General features: G+C 44.0%; 15 protein-coding genes. 5 read left to right on the top strand and 10 right to left on the bottom strand.

The features are described from left to right. Positions 1-64 precede the first annotated feature (64 nt). The gene (locus tag ACDQ55_RS07320; protein ID WP_420980649.1) at positions 65-862 is read left to right on the top strand and encodes a class I SAM-dependent methyltransferase; all 798 of its coding nucleotides are present in this window, start codon (positions 65-67) and stop codon (positions 860-862) included. Between the two features lie 118 nt (positions 863-980). Here the strand turns inward: ACDQ55_RS07320 and ACDQ55_RS07315 are convergent, their stop codons facing one another. From ACDQ55_RS07315 to ACDQ55_RS07305, 3 genes are all read right to left on the bottom strand, one after another. Beyond that, a complete protein-coding gene (locus tag ACDQ55_RS07315; RefSeq protein WP_420980648.1) occupies positions 981-1,718 on the bottom strand; it encodes a shikimate dehydrogenase family protein in 738 nt (245 codons plus the stop codon). Between the two features lie 82 nt (positions 1,719-1,800). After that, positions 1,801-2,565, bottom strand: coding sequence for a phosphosulfolactate synthase (locus ACDQ55_RS07310; RefSeq protein ID WP_420980647.1), 765 nt, complete (start codon positions 2,563-2,565; stop codon positions 1,801-1,803). Positions 2,566-2,744: 179 nt separating this feature from the next. Then, positions 2,745-4,166 carry a tetratricopeptide repeat protein gene (locus ACDQ55_RS07305; RefSeq protein WP_420980645.1) on the bottom strand — a complete coding sequence of 474 codons (1,422 nt, stop codon included), beginning with the start codon at positions 4,164-4,166 and terminating at the stop codon, positions 2,745-2,747. 149 nt (positions 4,167-4,315) lie between these two features. On the opposite strand from ACDQ55_RS07305, the gene ACDQ55_RS07300 reads away from it, so the two are divergent. After that, the gene (locus tag ACDQ55_RS07300) at positions 4,316-4,729 is read left to right on the top strand and encodes a hypothetical protein (RefSeq protein WP_420980644.1); all 414 of its coding nucleotides are present in this window, start codon (positions 4,316-4,318) and stop codon (positions 4,727-4,729) included. Between the two features lie 156 nt (positions 4,730-4,885). On the opposite strand, the gene ACDQ55_RS07295 is transcribed toward ACDQ55_RS07300, so the two are convergent. From ACDQ55_RS07295 to pafA, 3 genes are all read right to left on the bottom strand, one after another. After that, positions 4,886-5,533 carry a hypothetical protein gene (locus ACDQ55_RS07295; RefSeq protein ID WP_420980643.1) on the bottom strand — a complete coding sequence of 216 codons (648 nt, stop codon included), beginning with the start codon at positions 5,531-5,533 and terminating at the stop codon, positions 4,886-4,888. A gap of 48 nt (positions 5,534-5,581) precedes the next feature. Continuing rightward, positions 5,582-6,361, bottom strand: coding sequence for an enoyl-CoA hydratase/isomerase family protein (locus ACDQ55_RS07290; protein ID WP_420980642.1), 780 nt, complete (start codon positions 6,359-6,361; stop codon positions 5,582-5,584). 82 nt (positions 6,362-6,443) lie between these two features. Further along, on the bottom strand, positions 6,444-8,114 hold the full coding sequence (gene pafA, locus ACDQ55_RS07285) for an alkaline phosphatase PafA (protein WP_420980641.1): 1,671 nt from the start codon (positions 8,112-8,114) through the stop codon (positions 6,444-6,446). Between the two features lie 178 nt (positions 8,115-8,292). Here pafA and ACDQ55_RS07280 point away from each other — a divergent pair, with 178 nt between their 5' ends. Together ACDQ55_RS07280 and ACDQ55_RS07275 are read left to right on the top strand one after the other, a co-directional pair. Beyond that, a complete protein-coding gene (locus tag ACDQ55_RS07280) occupies positions 8,293-9,534 on the top strand; it encodes an aminotransferase class I/II-fold pyridoxal phosphate-dependent enzyme (protein ID WP_420980640.1) in 1,242 nt (413 codons plus the stop codon). 614 nt (positions 9,535-10,148) lie between these two features. Next, a complete protein-coding gene (locus tag ACDQ55_RS07275) occupies positions 10,149-11,249 on the top strand; it encodes a PepSY-associated TM helix domain-containing protein (protein WP_420980638.1) in 1,101 nt (366 codons plus the stop codon). A 79-nt stretch (positions 11,250-11,328) separates the two neighbouring features. On the opposite strand, the gene purL is transcribed toward ACDQ55_RS07275, so the two are convergent. Next, positions 11,329-13,560 (bottom strand): phosphoribosylformylglycinamidine synthase subunit PurL, encoded by a 2,232-nt coding sequence (purL, locus tag ACDQ55_RS07270; RefSeq protein WP_420980637.1) that lies wholly within the window; start codon positions 13,558-13,560, stop codon positions 11,329-11,331. Positions 13,561-13,850: 290 nt separating this feature from the next. On the opposite strand from purL, the gene ACDQ55_RS07265 reads away from it, so the two are divergent. Next, a complete protein-coding gene (locus ACDQ55_RS07265; RefSeq protein ID WP_420980636.1) occupies positions 13,851-16,040 on the top strand; it encodes a glutamine synthetase III in 2,190 nt (729 codons plus the stop codon). Between the two features lie 161 nt (positions 16,041-16,201). Here ACDQ55_RS07265 and accC read toward each other — a convergent pair whose 3' ends face one another. The 3 genes from accC to efp all read right to left on the bottom strand — a co-directional run bounded on the left by accC (position 16,202) and on the right by efp (position 18,835). Further along, positions 16,202-17,539, bottom strand: a complete 1,338-nt coding sequence (gene accC / locus ACDQ55_RS07260) for an acetyl-CoA carboxylase biotin carboxylase subunit (protein ID WP_420980635.1) — start codon at positions 17,537-17,539, stop codon at positions 16,202-16,204. Between the two features lie 112 nt (positions 17,540-17,651). Further along, positions 17,652-18,131, bottom strand: coding sequence for an acetyl-CoA carboxylase biotin carboxyl carrier protein (gene accB / locus ACDQ55_RS07255; protein ID WP_420980633.1), 480 nt, complete (start codon positions 18,129-18,131; stop codon positions 17,652-17,654). 137 nt (positions 18,132-18,268) lie between these two features. Beyond that, the gene (efp, locus tag ACDQ55_RS07250) at positions 18,269-18,835 is read right to left on the bottom strand and encodes an elongation factor P (protein ID WP_420980632.1); all 567 of its coding nucleotides are present in this window, start codon (positions 18,833-18,835) and stop codon (positions 18,269-18,271) included. Positions 18,836-18,842: the final 7 nt, after the last annotated feature.

Genomic DNA, 18,842 nt, shown 5'->3' with positions numbered 1-18,842 from the left:
GCAGCGAACAGCTAACCACCGAAAAGTTTGCTGGTTTTTATTAAATTCACGCAATTTTTATTTCATGGCATTAGAACATCATAAAGACGCAAGACTACGATACCAGCAACAGGTAGACAATTCGCGCGACTACGTACTGCCTTTTATAGAACTGGAGTTTCCTCATCTGGAAGGGCTCCGGGTAATGGAAGTAGGTTGCGGGGAAGGCGGCGTGCTCACCCCACTGCTTGAAAAGGGCTGTAACTGCGTAGGCGTAGACCTGGCGCCCGATCGTATAGAACTGGCAAAAAGTTTTCTGCAACATTATTTGGATAACGGACAATTAAAACTGATTGCCAAAAACATTTATGATGTTGATTTTCTGGGAGAATTCCGCCATTCCTTTGATGTGATCATCCTCAAAGATGCAATCGAACATATTCCGGATCAGGAAAAAATCATTGGCCACCTAAAACAATTGCTTACCCCCCGTGGGCAGGTGTATTTCGGCTTTCCACCCTGGTATATGCCACACGGCGGACATCAACAGATTTGCGCCAATAAGTTCCTGAGCATGGTGCCTTATATACACCTGCTTCCCAAACCCTTATACAAAGGGGTATTGCGGATGTTCGGCGAAGGCGATGATGTAGTGGTAGACCTAATGGATGTAAAATCTACCGGTATTTCCATTGAACGATTTGAACGCATTGTAAAACAGCAACGGTATAAAATTACCCAGCGTAGGTTTTATCTGATCAATCCTATCTACAAATATAAGTTCGGGGTAAAAGCACGCGAGCAATGGAAACCCATTGCTGCTATCCCTTATTTCCGGGATTTTGTTACCACTTGTATGTATTACATGATAAAACCGCAATAGATTACCAAGAGATATGATAAAAATTAAAAGGGGCTAACCAGTACTTACTTGGCTAGCCCCTTTTAATTGTGGTTGTATTCATATCAACAACTTTGTATTTCTGTAAGCCATGCCTTACTTAAACCAGGTGATTCCAGATCTCCCAGGAGGCTTCTGCCTGAAGGATCAGCATTTCATGGCCATTTTTCACTGCCGCACCCTGTGCAGCCCCTTTTTGCAAAAAAGCGGTTTCAGCAGGATTATACACCAGGTCGTACAGCAGATGCCGGGAAGTAAGGTGCTGGTAAGGAATTTCCGGGAGAGTATCCACCTGGGGGTACATGCCCAGTGGAGTAGTATTTACAATCAAGGTATGTTGTTCCATAACAGACTGGGTAAGCGATTCGTATGGCACAGCGCCATTACCGGCCTTACGGCTTACTACTGTATAAGCGATGCCCAGTTGCTGCAGCGCATACATAATAGCTTTGGCAGCTCCTCCTGTACCCAGTACCAGGGCATGAGTATGCTGGGGCTGTAGCAACGGCTGCAAGGATTTCGAGAAACCGATCACATCTGTATTATAACCTTTCTTTCTCCCATTTTCTATCTGTATGCAGTTAACCGCCCCAATCTGGGCAGCAGCTTTACTCAGTTCATCCAGATAAGGGATCACTGCTTCTTTATAGGGAATAGTAACGTTTAATCCCTGCAACTGCGGCTGTTGGGCTAATAAGTTGGGAAGCTCAGTGATAGCGGGTATGGGGAAATTTTCATACAGGCATCCTGCTATATTTTCTTTCTCGAATTTCTCTTTAAAAAATCCTTTCGAAAAAGAATGGCTAAGTGGATAGCCAATAAGTCCGTATATCTTCATACTTCCGGAGCTGTTTGAATGTAGTGAAGCAGAGACCTATGAGGATCTCTGCTTCACCAGATAAATTAATAGCACAATTAGTTTATTCCCTGTCGAGGAACAGGTTAAAAGTATCTCCTCTTAATCCAACACGCATTGCTTCCAGGGAAATTACTTCATTGGGGGCTAAGTTGCCCAGATTAGCATTGCAGCCCACCAGTTCCAGGAAGTACAGCTGTTGCGCTTTCTGTGGCGCTTCCCAGATAATTTTTTCTGCGGGTATTTTGGTCAGGATTTCCTGTACCAGTCCTTCCCTTACTTCACCGCTACCGCGGTAAATGCCTACATTACCGCTTTCACGTGCTTCCGCGATCACGTAGGTAGCGCCGGCAGAGAGCTCTGCGCTCATCAGCTCTATCCATTTGTAGGGAGGAATAATATGTTCAGCATCTTTGGAACCTACTTCACTCAGTACTAAACCGATTTTAGCTAGTTTCTCGATGTAACCGCATTTTTCTGCATGCGGGATGGTAACGGAACCATCAGAAACTTCCATATAGCTGATCCCGAAATCCTTTACCACTTTTACATATTCATCAAACTGGTTACGGATCATGAAGGCTTCAAAGAGGGTGCCTCCAAAGTATACAGGAATGTTGGCCGATTGGTAAAGTTCAATTTTTGCGCGCAGGTTAGGCGTAACATAAGCAGTGCCAAAACCCAGTTTCAGGATATCAACGTGAGGACCTGCTACTGATAAAAAATTTCGTGCTTCTTCCAAACTTAACCCCTTATCCATTACCATGGTCAGTCCATGTGTACGGGGCTTCTTTGTCCTTTCCGGAATTTGTGTCAGATTAAAATTCATTTGAAATATTTTTATCTTCTTATTGGTCATTAAAACACATACTAATTTCCGCCAGGCACTTCGGGATAGCGTAGATGCAATTTTAGTAACCGGAAATACGATTGACTTTTGTTCATGACAATAAAAGCCGGCGCAAAAATAAGAAGTATACTTTATTTTATTAAAGTAAATAACATTGGTTAACGTTTACGACGATACTGGGCAATTAAATCTACCACACTCACATGTTGCAATATAGCCGGGTCTAGCTCTACCAGCTTTTTTACAATTTTCGGCGCTTGTTGCAGGGCTGTTTCCAGATGCAGTAACCCTTCTTTGGTTTTTTTCATGGCTATCAGAATAGCAGCACGGTAATATATAAATATAGGTTTGCGGCCTGCTTTTTCCTCTGCAATAGAAAGTTGCGCCAAGGCTTCTTCCAAAAATCCGGATACATACAACCCTTTAAGCAGTTCCTGCCAGGTAACAGCGCTCTTAGGGCGGGTACGTACTGCATTCATGAAATGTACCAGGGCGTCTTTGTTCTTTCCCAGCTCCAGGTAGCATTCGCCTATGCTCATGTTATATTCTGCGTTATTTTTATTGATTTTCAGCGCACTCTGCAGGGATTTAACAGCATTTTCCCAGTTGGCTTCCATCATATAAGCTACGGCAATCTTATAATAGAGCTTATCATCACCGGGGCTCAGGTGGGATGCCTTCCGGTAATAATAACGGGCCTGGGTATATTTACGCTGCTTTTCATAACAATGGCCAATAGCTTCGTAGATCACATCTTCCGGCTTTGCAATTTCCAGGTGTTTCTGCAGCACTTCAATAGCATCCGCATATTTACGCAGCCTGATAAAGGCGTCCCCCATATTCCGGTAGGCATAGTCAAATTTCTCGTCTATCGCTACAGCGTACTGATAGGCATCAATGGCTTTTTCATACAGTTTCAGCCCTTGATATGCAGTTCCCAGGTTAAACCAGGCGAGGTGATTAAACGGATGTTCCTCTATAATGGCGCTATGCAGGCGTATGCTTTCCTCATTGCGGCCGGTAAATTCGGTCCAGAAGCAGATTTTATGCAAGGCTTCCTCGTTGTTCGGATCGTGCTCTAACGCCATTTTCAGGCAATCAAACACCTTCTCGAATTCTTCCCAGTCGTCGTACACATCAGCCAGCTCCAATAATAATTCAGTCCTGTCTTCACCCTCAAATTGCTCAATCTGCTCTTCCAGTACGGCCGCTGCTTTCTGATGTTGGTTCAACGCCAGGTACACATCGGTTTGCAGGATATAGAGGTTGATATCGGTACGGTCCAATACTTCTGCTTTTTCCAATAAATCCAATGCTTCTGTGTATTTCTTGGTTTCTATCAGTAAGTTGGCCTTTTTGAGGAGTAAGACGGAAGAATATGGAAATTGTTCGATGGCTAGTTCTGCTGCCTGCAAGGCAGTTGGCATTTCGTCATGCTCATCATAATAGTCTATGATCTGCTCAAATGAATCTTCGTCCAAAAAAGAATGAGACTTACCAGCCCGGAGGTTTTCAAACTGCTGCAACAAGTCTCTCAGATCATCAAAATCCTCGTTTAAAAATGAAAAGTCTTTACTCATTGGTGTAAATATAGTATTTTTTCTATGACCCAATTATGGGTAAAATCAACATTTTTAAAACTTTTTTAACAATTCTTTGTGATTTCTTCGTATCTTGCGTTAAGAAGATGTTATAGAATACATCAGAAAGTTTGTACATTTGTATTACAATGAAAGCGAAAAATTACATATCACGCACTTTTTCATTGTCTTGTTTCTTGGCAAGCGCTTTGGCGTTCTTTGCCCTCAATGCGGTGGCAAATAATAACTTTTTGCCCTCTGATAATAATAAAGACAAAGTGAAAAAGGCTTCCGACAGCCAGCATTTTGTGCTGAACACCTCCATGCCCAAAACAAATCTGGGTCTGGATGCAAGTTATCGGTATTCCGGTACCTTTAACTCCGATTTTAAATTTACCAACACCGCTAACAATAATACTGTCATCAACTTAAACGCTGTAATGACCTATACTAAAGGTAACATTACCTATGTGGTTCCTTACAACGTACAAGTTCAATCCCAGCCTCCTGGAAATATGAATTTCCAAAAGCTGCAGATCATTTTGCCGCTTAAAAAGGGTTAGCAGGGTTTTAACAGTTATCCAATAAGCGAAGATGGAATTGAATGATTTTTATCCATCAGTTGGTAATATAGCTTAACGTTTCTTACTTACAATTAAAAAAGAGGCGGTTAAAAGTGTAAAGCTTTTAACCGCCTCTTTTTTAATGCTATTTTGGGCTTACATTTTCTCTATCTCCTGTTGGCTCACTTCTTTATACCCTGTTTTTGGCACATCGAAATAAGAGGCTGGAATAAGGTTTAACTCTACTTTAGTTGCTATTACACGGGTTTTAGCACCTGTTTTAGTGATAATTTCAAACTCCAGGGGAATACCTTTCAGGTTCACAAAACGGCGGTTATATTGCCTGTTTTCCGGCACCAGGTCGGGGGTATAATACAGCTCAAAGGTTTTTCCGTCGGGCATAGTGCCAATGGCTCTTCTGCAAGTATAACCGGCTATATCCCGGGTTTCCGGCTGGTCTTTAAACTGTATGCCTTCATATTGTTTCAGGTCTTTATCATATTGTTCTTTGCCCGCCCGGATCAGGTATTTATTGCCATGTACATCTATCAGCGTAGTCATTGTTTCCGTTTTACTATTGATCAGGTAGGTGTAATGGGCAATGTTGAAATTCATATCTATTCTACTCAGCGGGCCACGCATATATTGGGTAAAAGTGCTGCCTTCCAGCATGGCGTCCATTTGTAACTGTTCGGGAGGCAACTCCATCTTATACACAATTTTGGCATCAGAAACGATGCGCTGGGCCAGTAGGGTACCAGAACTGTACAGAAAAATAAAAGTTAGTAACAACCGATGTGACATAGTGTGGTGTGTTAATTGATGTGGTCATAGCAATGGTGGGTAAGTAAACTACCAGCTAAACTTCTCTTTATTTAAAAAAGCGGCTATCCCGCGTTTACAATCTTCGTGTTCCCGGGTACGTGCATTAAGAACAGCTGCATGCGATAATCCCTCTGCTAAAGGAAGGTCAAGTACAGTGCCAATCAGTTGCTTGGTTACTTTCAGGGAATTGGCGGAAGCCTCCTTACACAAACTGCTGGCTATTTTTGCTACATGCGTTTCTATCTCTTCCGCGGGTACTACTGCTGTAATCAGGCCACTCGCTGCTGCTTGTTCTGCTGTTACCAGCTTCCCGGTTAATAATAATTCCCGGGAACGGCCCTCTCCTATTTTGCGGACCAGGAAAACAGCTACCAGGGCGGGAACAAAGCCTATCTTTACTTCGGTATAGCCCATTAATGCTTCAGGTACAGCATAACTCAGGTCGCACAGGGTTACCAGGCCGCAGCCGCCGGCAATGGCATGTCCTTGTACCTGGGCTATCACAATCTTGTCAAGTTCGTATATTTCCCGGAATAATTGCATCAGTTCCTGGGAATCAGTGAGGTTTTCTTTGTAGGTATTTCTTTGTAGTTGCTGGAGATATTCCAGATCTGCACCGGCGCAAAACGCTTCTCCGGCCCCTTTCAGCACCACTACCTTCACCTGGCTGTTTGTGGCGGCATCCCGGAACGCTTGGCGCAGTTCCGCAACCAATGCTCCATTCAGCGCATTCCGCTTTTCAGGGCGGTTTAAGGTAATTGTAGCCACCCTATCTGCTACAGTATATTGTAAAAAGGTAAAAGCCATAAACGAAGTATTACAAGTTACCTGGTTACCCGGATAAACCGGGTAGCCAGGTAAACTTCTATGGCAATCTAAGCAAAAAAAATTAATGGGTAATCTCCTGTATTACCTGTCCTACGTTTCCGCTAGGCATCTGGATGTGCAACAAGGCTGCCAATGTAGGAGCGATGTCGGTCATACCCACTGTACGGTTGGTTTTACCTGGTTGAATGCCCCAGCCCATCCAAACCAATGGAATATGTGCATCGTATGGATACCAAAGGCCATGGGTAGTACCAGTTTTACCGCCGTCTATATATCCTGGTGCCAATACCAGTTGTATATCGCCGCTTCTTTTGGTATTAAATCCGTTGGAGAGCATGGTGCGCATTGGCTCTGGCAATGTAGTGCCCATCAGGTTATCGATAGGGAATACTTTGGCAATAGCCGGAGATTTCATCAGTTGTGCAATGATAAACTGGCGGATGTCTGCTTCATTTTTTCCTGCTTCCGCAATGCCTTCATGGTTCAGCCAGAGCTGGTAGTTATCGCTCCCTTTGATCACGCTTTTCACGCCAAATTGCGTAGCTACCTGTTCGTTCAGCGCTCTGATAGCCGCTTGCTCGTTCCAGGTGCCTCCTGGCAGTTTATTTTCTTCCATAAAACCTGGCACATGCGCCACGCCATGATCTGCGGTGATAAAGAAAAGATACTGTCCTTTACCGATGCGGGCATCCAGGTAATTGAAAAAGGCAGCCAGGTCCTGATCCAAACGCAGGTAGGTATCTTCTGTTTCGATGGAGTTAGGGCCAAACTGGTGGCCTACGTAGTCGGTAGAAGAAAGGCTGATCGCCAGCAAGTCTGTAGCGGAGCCTTTGCCCATTTCATAAGCTTCCAGGGCTTTTTTGGCAAATTCCAGGGTCATAGTATTACCAAAGGGGGAAGCGGCAATGCTACCATTGGCCATGGCGCTCAGATCATGCGGGAAGGAAGTATTGGCGGCGTTCCGGTATTTACCCTCATAAGGCTTCTCATCCGCAGTGCTTAAGGTGTAGGAAGCAATAGGATACAAAGTCGTCCATGGTTTGCTGAGGTATTGCTGTGGCATTTTATCGTTATTATAGGCTTGTACCCAAGCTGGAAGCTCGTTCATATAATAGGTGCTGGAGATCCAGTTGCCAGAGCCACCATCGTACCAATAAGCAGCATTGGCAGTATGACCGGCAGGCAGGATAGCGCCGCGGTCTTTAATAGCCACACCCACTACTTTGCTGGCAAAGTTGTTAGACAGTTTCAGTTCGTCCCCGATGGTAGTTACCAGCATGTTGCGTGGGCTCATTTTGCCCGCAGTGGCAGAATTGCTGCCTACAACGTTCACTGTGGTATCTTCTGCACAATATACCGTGCGGCCCAGTTCCGGACTATACCAACTGTTGCCGATTACGCCATGTATGGCCGGCACAGAACCGGTATAAACACAGGTATGGCCACAAGCGGTAATAGTAGGGGTGTAGTTGATGAGTGTATTTTCGCAGGAAAAACCCTCTTGTACCAACCTCTTAAAGCCGCCTGCGCTGTATCTGTTGGCATAACGGTAAAGATAATCCCAACGCATTTGGTCTACCACTACGCCTACAATCAGCTTGGGCCGGGAAGCTGTTGGGGTACCTTTAGATACCGCAGGATGATTAAATGGTTTTTGAGAAGTAGCTTGCTGCCCGTTACTGAGGGTAGTAGAGAACAGGAAAATGCCCGTCAGGAAATGTGAAAATTTCATTAGAAAACGTATTAATTTTAAATGTTACCAGATATTTTAACAGGTATCTTTTTAAATAGCCTGCAAAATATAAATAAGATGCCTGTTAAAAAAGGAAACCAAGTTTACAAAAAGTAATATTTTAATACCTTTGTGTCCATTTTTATTGGAATGAATTAACCATTACATAACATATCGTATGGACATTTTCGAGAAACTGCTGAAACATCTGGGCCCTATCGGGGAACATTCAGACAGAGCCCATGGATATTTCGCCTTTCCCAAACTGGAAGGAGAAATAGGTCCCCGTATGAAATTCCGGGGTAATGAAAAGATTGTATGGAGTCTGAACAACTACTTAGGGTTGGCTAACCACCCGGAAGTGCGCGCCACAGACGCAAAAGCTGCTGCTGATTTTGGCATGGCCACCCCAATGGGAGCACGCATGATGAGCGGTAACACTAATTACCATGAGCAACTGGAAAATGAACTTTCCAACTACATGGGCAAAGAAGCCACTACCTTGCTGAACTATGGATACCAGGGTGTTATGAGCGCTATTGATGCCATTGTAGGCCGCAGGGATGTTATTGTATACGACGCAGAATGCCACGCCAGCATCCTGGACGGCTTACGGCTGCACCCCGGCAAACGTTATGTGTTCAAACATAACGATATGGAAGACTTCGACAAGCAAATGAAACGTGCTACTGAACTGGCTAAAGTCCAGGGCGGTGGTATCCTGGTGGTAACCGAAGGCGTATTCGGTATGGCCGGCGATCAGGGCAAACTGAAAGAAATTGCTGCTTTTAAAGATAAATATGAATTCCGCCTGCTGGTAGACGACGCACATGGCTTCGGTACCATGGGTAAAACCGGCGCCGGTACCGGTGAAGAACAGGGCGTACAAGATAAAATTGACCTGCTGTTCAATACCTTTGCCAAATCCGGGGCTTCCATCGGCGCTTTCATCAGCGGCGACAAACCTATCATCAACTACCTGCGCTATAACATGCGCTCCCAGATATTTGCCAAATCCATTCCCTTACCGATTGTAATTGGCCACCTGAAACGTGTACAACTGATGCGCGAGCATCCGGAAATGAAGGAAAAACTCTGGCACAATGTAAATAAACTGCAAAACGGACTGAAAGAACGTGGTTTCAATATCGGCAGAACCAACTCCCCGGTAACACCTATTTACTTGCAGGGCGATATTCCAGAAGCTACTGCCATGTGTTTGGACCTACGCGAAAATTACAATATCTTCTGCTCTATTGTAGTATATCCCGTAATACCTAAAGGTCAGATTATTTACCGCCTCATCCCTACCGCTGCCCATAGCGACGAGGATATTGAGCTAACCCTCAAGGCATTCAGCGAAACCAAAGCTAAACTCGATGAAAAAGTTTACCAGGTAGCTGAAATTCCCATGGTATAATCCAGTTATCAATTACTGAAACAATAAAGCCTTCCTGCTTTCCAGGAAGGCTTCTCTATTTAAATGGGAAAAGATAGCGCGCAGGATCGGGCAAAACAAAAACTGGGCAAAACAAAAGGGCTGATGTTACTCAGCCCTACTACAAATCGTTCTTTCACTAGGTGTAATTTTCATTAGATTTCATCAGGACATGGTAGAGAACAAATGGTTTTCATAGAAATTGGAATAACCAAGTGATTCCAAATAATTTATATAAATATTTTCCTTTAAAGCTATTTCTTTTGTTATCGATGCTTCTCAAAAATATAGCAGTTTTCCTCAAAATCCATAACACAAAAGTTGTATTTTGTTAATGGCTTGTTAAAGATTAACACTGCGGTAATAAATCACCCCTACTACCGGAATAACCCATTTTTTTCCCAATGCGATCAAAATTTTTCCTTTTTGCGTAAACACCCATACCTTCTTATAGTATAACTTTATACTGAAGCAGTCCATATTCAGGCTTTTAACCAAATGACTGTGGAAGCACATTGCAAAATACCAACAACATAGCGCTTTCGTGAATAGATGAATGCTGATCAAACTGACAAGGAAATAATAAAATACGGGTTTTGAAAATTCATTGGAACAAGCAATTATACGCATTGCACCGGATAGTAGGGCTCGTAGTGGGCTGTATGCTCTTGTTAATGAGCCTTACCGGCAGTATGCTGGTATTCAGTGATGAAATCGATCATCTTCAATACGCCCACGCCTGGCATGTAACACCACAAGCCTCTCCCAAACCATTACAGGAATTATTACAACAAGCACAGCAATCGCTGCCTGGGAAACCTTACGTGTATTTTATGCAGCTTCCCCAGGCCGCAGATGAAAGCGCCCTCCTGCGCGCCGATTACTCGGCAGACAATAAAATGTATCTCTTAGTTAACCCATATAGCGGCCAAATACTGCAGAAATTCTCTAACAAAAGCAATTTTTCCAGTTTATTACTCTACTTGCACTTTACCCTGTTAAGTGGTAAAACAGGAGCAATCATTGTGCTGATTACTGCAATAGGCCTCTTTTTAACAGTGCTCACCGGTTTATTTATTTATCGCAAGGCCATTGTAAAAGTGCTCACATTCCGGATGAAACTGGAATGGCAACATCCCGGCAAACGCTGGCGCAATTTGCACCGTCTACTGGGCGTATGGGCTTTATTGTTCAACTTAGTCATCTCTTTTACAGGGTTTATGCTGGAATTAAAAGTGCTTGATTCCCGCAAAAAAGCTAATACCGGCTATACTGCCATTCCTTTTAATGCCGATTACGATGCCCTGGTGGCCAAAGCTAGAACGGTGATCCCCGGCTTTAAACCGATAGGGCTCCGGCCTCCCAGAAAAGCGGGCGATCCGTTAAGAATAGTGGGAAAAGGGCATGAATCTGCTTTTTGGGGGAAATATTCCTCTTCTGTTTTCTTTGATACTAGCGGAAAAGTGACCAAAAAAGTAGATTTCAGCAATGCCTCTTTCGGCGACCGGTTCAATGCCTGCATTTCTCCCCTGCATTATGGCAACTATGGCGGTATACTGCTGAAAATCGTTTATTCCTTCCTGGCTTTAACTCCCGGTATATTATCTGTATCCGGCTTCCTGATATGGTATAAGCGGAAAAAAGCGCATCAGCTATCTTCCAAAAACAAACAACAAAAAATGAAAATGGCGGCTTAACCTACCACTACTTTACGACATAAAAAAAGTGGCTGTTCTAATACAGCCACTTTTTTATTATATCCAAAAAAGTTAAATACTAGATACTCTTCTTCATGTGTTCTCCAATGGCAGTATCGTAAGTTTTCTTCCAGGTAGCTACCGCGCCCCAGTTTTCACCATTTACTTTCACTTGCTCACCGGTTACCACACCAATCTTTTCGTAACGAACAGAAGTATCTGAAGCGTCTACCAAGCCATGTAACAGTGCTTCAAACTTCTCTTTATCTGCCGGCTTAACAGTTACCACTACACGGCTCTGGCTCTCACCGAACAGGTAAGCGTCTTTACGGAACTTATTGTTTAGCTGCAGTTCAAAACCTTTACCGCCAGGCATAGCACTTTCAAGCATGGTAATGAATAAACCACCATCGCTTACATCGTGGGCAGACTGGATCAAACCGGCTTTGTTCAGCTTAGTGATCGCCTGGTGTACGTGCAGCTCTTCATCGAGGTTGAAGTGCGGTGCAGGGCTGTATGCTACACCTATGATCTTATGCAGGTATTCAGAACTGTTAATATCGTTGCGGCTGCGGCCTATCAGGTATACCAGATCGCCTTCTTCCTTGAAATCCAGGGTAATGCGCTGGTCCATGCTATCCAACACTCCCACCATACCGATAGTAGGCGTAGGATATACCGGACCCTCCGGAGATTGGTTATAGAAGCTCACGTTACCACCTGTAACAGGAGTATTGAACTTACGGCAAGCTTCTCCCATACCTTGTACTGCATGTACAAACTGGTAATATACTTCCGGATCGTAGGGGTTACCGAAGTTAAGGCAGTTAGTAATCGCCACGGGTTCGCCACCGGAGCAAACGATGTTACGGGCAGCTTCTGCTACGGCAATTTGCCCGCCTTTATGAGGATCGGCAAATACGTAACGGCCATTACAGTCGGTAGTCATTGCCAATGCCTTTTTAGTTGGTTTTACCAATACGATGGCTGCATCGCTGGGGGCATTAGTGCTGGCGTTGGCAGTACCTACCATGCTATCGTACTGATTGTAGATCCAGCGTTTGGAAGCGATGTTGGGTAAAGCTACCATTCTCTCGGCCACAAAGTGCGGGTTATCGGTATCAGGGATTTGCTGAATATCGAAAGCCTTTACTTTAGCGAAATAAGCAGGTTCGGTATAAGCGCGGTGATATTGGGGAGCGCCGCCACCCAGTACCATACTTTCGGCAGGAACATCTGCCTCCAGTTCGCCGTTCATATAGAACTTCAGGTTCTTATCCTTGGTTACTTCGCCGATCTGTACACAATGCAGGTCCCATTTTTCGAAGATATTGAGGATGGGTTGTTCCTGGCCTTTTTTCACCACTATCAGCATGCGCTCCTGGCTTTCGCTCAACAGCATTTCCCATGCTTTCATATCTTTCTGACGGGTAGGTACTTTATCTAACCAGATGTTCATACCATGTTCGCCTTTAGCGCTCATTTCTGCAGTAGAGCAGGTGATACCGGCAGCGCCCATATCCTGCATACCCACAATAGCGCCTGTTTTGATGATCTCAAGGCAGGCTTCCAGCAATTTCTTTTCCTGGAAAGGATCGCCTACTTGTACTGCCGGCAAATCTTCCACACTATCTTCTGTGATATTGGCAGAAGCGAAAGAAGCGCCGCCGATACCGTCTTTACCGGTAGCAGAACCCACTATGAAAACAGGATTGCCTTCACCATAAGATGTAGCGGAAACTGTTTGCCCTACTTTTACGATACCCACACTCATAGCGTTTACCAGGGGATTGGTACCGTAGCAATCTTCAAAATAAACTTCACCACCTACAGTAGGAACGCCGAAGCAGTTACCATAGTGTCCTATACCATGTACAATACCTTTTACCAGGTGTTGTGTTTTCTGATCATTAATGTTACCAAAACGCAGGGAGTTGAGTGCTGCGATAGGGCGGGCGCCCATGGTAAAAATATCGCGGTGGATACCACCTACGCCGGTAGCGGCCCCCTGAAAGGGTTCGATGGCGGAAGGGTGGTTATGCGATTCAATTTTAAATACAACCGCGTAGCCATCACCAATATCTACAAGACCGGCATTTTCTTCACCTGCTTTAACCAGCAGTCGGTCTCCTTCGCGGGGCAGGGATTTCAGCCAAACGATTGAATTCTTGTAAGAGCAATGCTCACTCCACATAACAGAGTACATACTCAACTCTGTAAAATTGGGAACACGGCCTAAAATAGATTTAATTCGTTCAAACTCGTCAGCGGTAAGTCCTAGCTGTTCAGCAATTTCTACGGTGGTTTGCATGTATTTAAGTATAAAAAACGAGTAATTTAAAAGAAGTCGCAAAAGTACATGATTTTCCTACAAATGCCAAGCGCTTACTCACGCATAACGGGAGGAATATTCCTGGCCACTAGATACATATTATTATTTTTTACATTCATTAGATTTCAGAATAACCAACTTTAAATATTTGATGAAATCACAAAAAAATGGCACTTTTAAGCCAGTAAATGTAATTTTTCAGTTAAAATGAACAATTTATTTGCAATTATAATTGCTGATGCGTTCTTTTGTGTAAAATATTTTACAGCATGCAATCGTTACGTTTCAAAGCGCTGGAAGGATTAGCTGGCGTAGACTCCACTCTCACCGAATTTACTGGTAAAATAACCGATGTATTTGGCAGCAATGTTTTCTCTGGTAAAGTAGTTCGCGAATATTTGAGCGATGAGGCTTATAAAAGCCTGATGAACTCTATTAAAAATGGTACCAAGCTGGAACGTAAGATGTCCGAACAAATTGCATCCGGCATGAAAGCATGGGCAATGAAAAAAGGTGTAACCCACTATACACACTGGTTTCAGCCATTAACCGGTACCACCGCTGAGAAGCACGACTCCTTCTTCACCCTTAAGGGTGATGGATCTGCCCTCGAAACATTTGACGGTGATGCCCTGGTTCAACAAGAACCAGATGCTTCCAGCTTCCCTAACGGAGGTTTAAGAGCAACGTTTGAAGCCCGCGGTTATACTGCCTGGGACCCATCTTCACCTGCTTTTATCCTGGAACAAACTACAGGTAAAACCCTCTGCATCCCTACTATCTTCGTTGCCTATACCGGCGAATCTCTCGACTACAAAGCTCCACTCCTGAAAGCTCTCGCTGCACTGGATAAAGCTGCTGTAGACGTTTGTAACTATTTTGATAAAAACGTTACCAAAGTAACTGCTACCCTGGGTTGGGAACAGGAATACTTTGTGGTAGATGAACTGTTGGCTAACGCCCGTCCGGACCTGATCATGACCGGCCGTACCGTAGTAGGCCACGCTCCTTCTAAAGGCCAGCAACTGGAAGACCACTATTTCGGCGCTATTCCTGACCGCGTATATGCTTACATGCGCGATTTCGAAGTAGAAGCCTACAAACTGGGTATTCCTTTAAGAACCCGTCACAACGAAGTAGCGCCTTCCCAATTTGAGTGCGCTCCTATCTTCGAAGAAGTAAACATCGCAGTAGACCACAACTCCCTGCTGATGGATGTGATGAACAAAGTGGCTAAACGTCATAAACTGAAAGTGTTACTGCACGAGAAACCATTTGCAGGCATCAACGGTTCAGGTAAACACAACAACTGGAGCATGGCTACAGATACTGGTGTAAACCTGCTGGCTCCCGGTAAAACACCGAAAACCAACCTGATGTTCCTCACTTTCTTCGTAAACACCATCAAAGCAGTTCACGACTACGCTGACCTGATGAGAGCTTCTATCGCCTCACCAAGCAACGACTTCCGTTTGGGCGCTAACGAAGCACCTCCTGCTATCATCTCCGTATTTACCGGTAAATACCTGTTTGATGTACTGCAAGAAGTGAAAAACCGCGTTAACAACAAATTTGACGAACAAGATGAAGCGATCCTCAAACTGGATCTTCACCGTCATATTCCTGAGTTACTGCTGGATAATACAGACCGTAACCGTACTTCTCCTTTTGCTTTCACTGGCAACAAGTTTGAATTCCGCGCTGTAGGTTCTTCTGCTAACTGCGCATCTGCTATGACCGTATTGAACACTATCATCGCTAAAACCTTGGTAGACTTCAAAACAGAAGTAGATGGCCTGATCGAAAAAGGCGAGAAAAAAGAGATTGCGATTATGCAAACTCTTCGGAAATATATTGTAGATTCGGAAAAAGTATTATTCGAAGGTGATGGTTACAGTGAAGAATGGGAAAAAGAAGCCGAAAAGAGAGGTTTACCAAATATCAAAACCACTCCAAAAGCACTGGATGCCTATGTAACTGAAAAATCAACTAAACTGTTTACTGAAACCGGTATCTACAACGCGAAAGAACTTCACGCACGTCATGAAATCCTGCTGGAAGACTACGTGAAAAAAGTACAGATCGAAGCCCGTGTTATCGGAGACCTCGCTACCAACACTATCCTGCCTTCTGCTGTTAGCTACCTCAATGAACTGGTAACTAATATCCGTGGCCTGAAAGAAATTGGGTTCGGTGATGATGCCGCTAAAGCTCAAAAACAAATTGCTGCTAAAATAGCTGAACATATCAATGTAATTAGTGAAAATGTACAGGCTATGATTGAGGCACGTAAGTTAGCAAACAAACTGACCGATAGCCGTCAAAAAGCGATTGACTATTGTGAAAAGATTAAGCCGTACTTTGATGTGATCCGCTACCACTCCGATAAACTGGAGTTCCTGGTGGATGACAAAAAATGGGCGCTGCCTAAATACAGAGAACTGCTTTTCTTGCGATAAACCGTAAGATTGTTTTGGTGTATGATTAGCCCCGGATTTTTATCCGGGGCTTTTTATTTTCCTACTACCAAACAGCCGGAAATGACAGGTATACATAAAAATTAAACGCCCTCCTGACTTGAATCAGGAGGGCGTTTAAAAAAATAGTATATCCGTAGCCGTTATACCAGCTTGAATGTTTCTGTGAACTTAGTGGTGAAGTTACCTTTACGGAAGTTTTCGTCCCTCATCAGCTGCTGATGGAATGGGATAGTAGTTTTTACACCTTCTATCACAAACTCACTCAGCGCCCGCTCCATAGTGTTGATCGCTTCTTCACGGGTTTGCGCCATCGTGATGATCTTAGCCACCATAGAATCGTAAAACGGAGGGATAACGTAACCGGCATAAATATGGGAATCTACGCGAACACCATGTCCACCCGGAATATGCAGGGTAGTAATCTTACCTGGAGAAGGGCGGAAATCATTATATGGATCTTCCGCATTGATACGGCACTCGATAGCATGCATCTGTGGCGTATAATTTTTTCCGGAGATAGGAATACCTGCTGCAATCTTGATCTGTTCCTTTACCAGATCAAAGTTGATCACTTCTTCTGTAACCCCGTGCTCTACTTGAATACGGGTGTTCATTTCCATGAAGTAGAAGTTACGGTGTTTGTCTACCAGGAATTCGATGGTACCAACGCTTTCGTAATTGATAGCAGCAGCAGCCTTGATAGCAGCTTCTCCCATTTTTTCACGCAGCTCCGGCGTCATGAAAGGAGAAGGAGATTCTTCCACCAGTTTCTGGTGACGGCGCTGGATAGAGCAGTCCCTTTCACTAAGGTGGCACACTTTGCCGTATTGATCGCCAGCCACCTGGATCTCAATATGACGAGGCTCTTCCACAAATTTCTCCATGTAGATACCATCGTTATTGAAAGCAGCACGGGCTTCGTTTTTAGCCATGTTGTATGCGTTCTCGATCTCGCTTTCTTCCCATACTACACGCATACCTTTACCACCGCCACCAGCAGTAGCCTTGATGATCACGGGAAGTCCCATGCCCCTGGCAAGTAATTTGGCTTCTTCCACGCTCTGCAGCAAACCCTCAGAACCTGGAATCACCGGTACACCGGCAGCTATCATGGTTTCTTTCGCAGTCATCTTATCACCCATTCTACGGATCATTTCCGGAGTTGGGCCGATAAACTTAATTCCATGTTCTCCACAGATTTCAGCAAAACGGGCATTTTCAGCCAGGAAGCCGTATCCAGGATGTATAGCATCTGCATTAGTAATTTCTGCAGCCGCCATCAGGTGAGGGATGTTCAGATAAGACTCGGTGCTTTGTGGCTTGCCTATGCAGACTGCTTCATCAGCAAATTTCACATGCAGACTATCTTTATCTGCGGTAGAATAAACTGCTACCGTTTTGATACCCATTTCCTTACAGGTACGGATAATCCTCAGGGCAATCTCACCACGGTTGGCAATCAATATTTTCTTGAACATTGTTTTCCTTATAAGTTAATAATAGCTGTTAGTATTCAGCAGTTAGCCCTTAGCATCCCAGCCATCACGGATATCGACGGCTAAAAAGCTAAAGGCTAACAGCTAAAGACTATTATGGTTCAACTAAAAATAAAGGCTGGTCGTATTCTACAGGAGATGCGTCATCTACCAATACTTTCACGATTTTACCACTTACTTCACTCTCTATTTCGTTGAATAACTTCATTGCCTCGATAATGCAAACCACTTTGCCAGATGTTACTTCATCGCCAACATTAACGAATGGAGCTTTGTCTGGACCGGCACTGCGGTAAAAGGTACCAATCATAGGAGATTTGATGGTAACCAGGTTATCTGCTTTAGGAGCAGCAGGTGCAGGTGCAGAGGCTGCGGATGCGGCAGGTGCTGCTGCAGGAGCTACAGCGGCAGGAGCCTGTACGGTTGCCATGGCTGCAGGAACAGTGATTACCTGTTGAACTTCGTTGTCCTTCTGTTTTATTGTAATCTTAAACTTGTCCTGTTCAATGCTCAGTTCACTGATATTTGATTTATTGATCATTTTTACCAGTTCCTGAATCTGTTTAAAGTCCATGTAGACAGTTTTTGGTTTAGAAATATAGAATATGAATTAGTTCCTTATCTGGATACCAACAGGTTTTGTTCAGCAGCATAAAGCCATTGAACAAAACCATTCAAATCATTCAGATAAGCAACAAAAAAATATAACAATTAGGCTTTTACTCTCTCGATATACTCTCCGTTCTTGGTATTCACACGGATTAGCTCTCCTTCTTCCACAAACAGCGGCACCATTACAGTAGCACCTGTTTCTACAGTAGCAGGTTTCAGGGTACGGGTAGCCGTATCACCTTTTACACCTGGCTCAGAATAAGTAACCAGTACAACAATCTTATCAGGCAATTCAACCGCCATGTATTGCTCAGTCTCAGTATTGATCTGAACACTTACTTCTTGTCCGTCTTTCAGGAACTGAGGTGCATCAATAGCTGATTCCGGCATGGCAATTTGTTCGAATGTTTCATTGTCCATGAAATTGTAACCAGTATCGTCTTTATATAAAAACTGAAAAGGCTTCTTTTCAATACGGATTGGAAAAATAGTATCTCCTGAGTTCCAGGTATGCTCTATAGAACGGCTATTATCAACGCCCTTCAATTTAGCCCAAACTTTCGCTGCTGCTCGGGCGGTTTTGTTCTGACCAAACTCTACAACAGAATACAAACTGTTATCCAGCTTGATGATCAATCCTGTTCTGATATCTGCGGTGGTAGCCATAAATAGG

Origin of the sequence: Chitinophaga sp. 30R24, from assembly GCF_049056765.1 — a bacterium.
GTDB lineage: Bacteria > Bacteroidota > Bacteroidia > Chitinophagales > Chitinophagaceae > Chitinophaga.
This window is presented reverse-complemented; position numbering and strand designations above follow the sequence as displayed.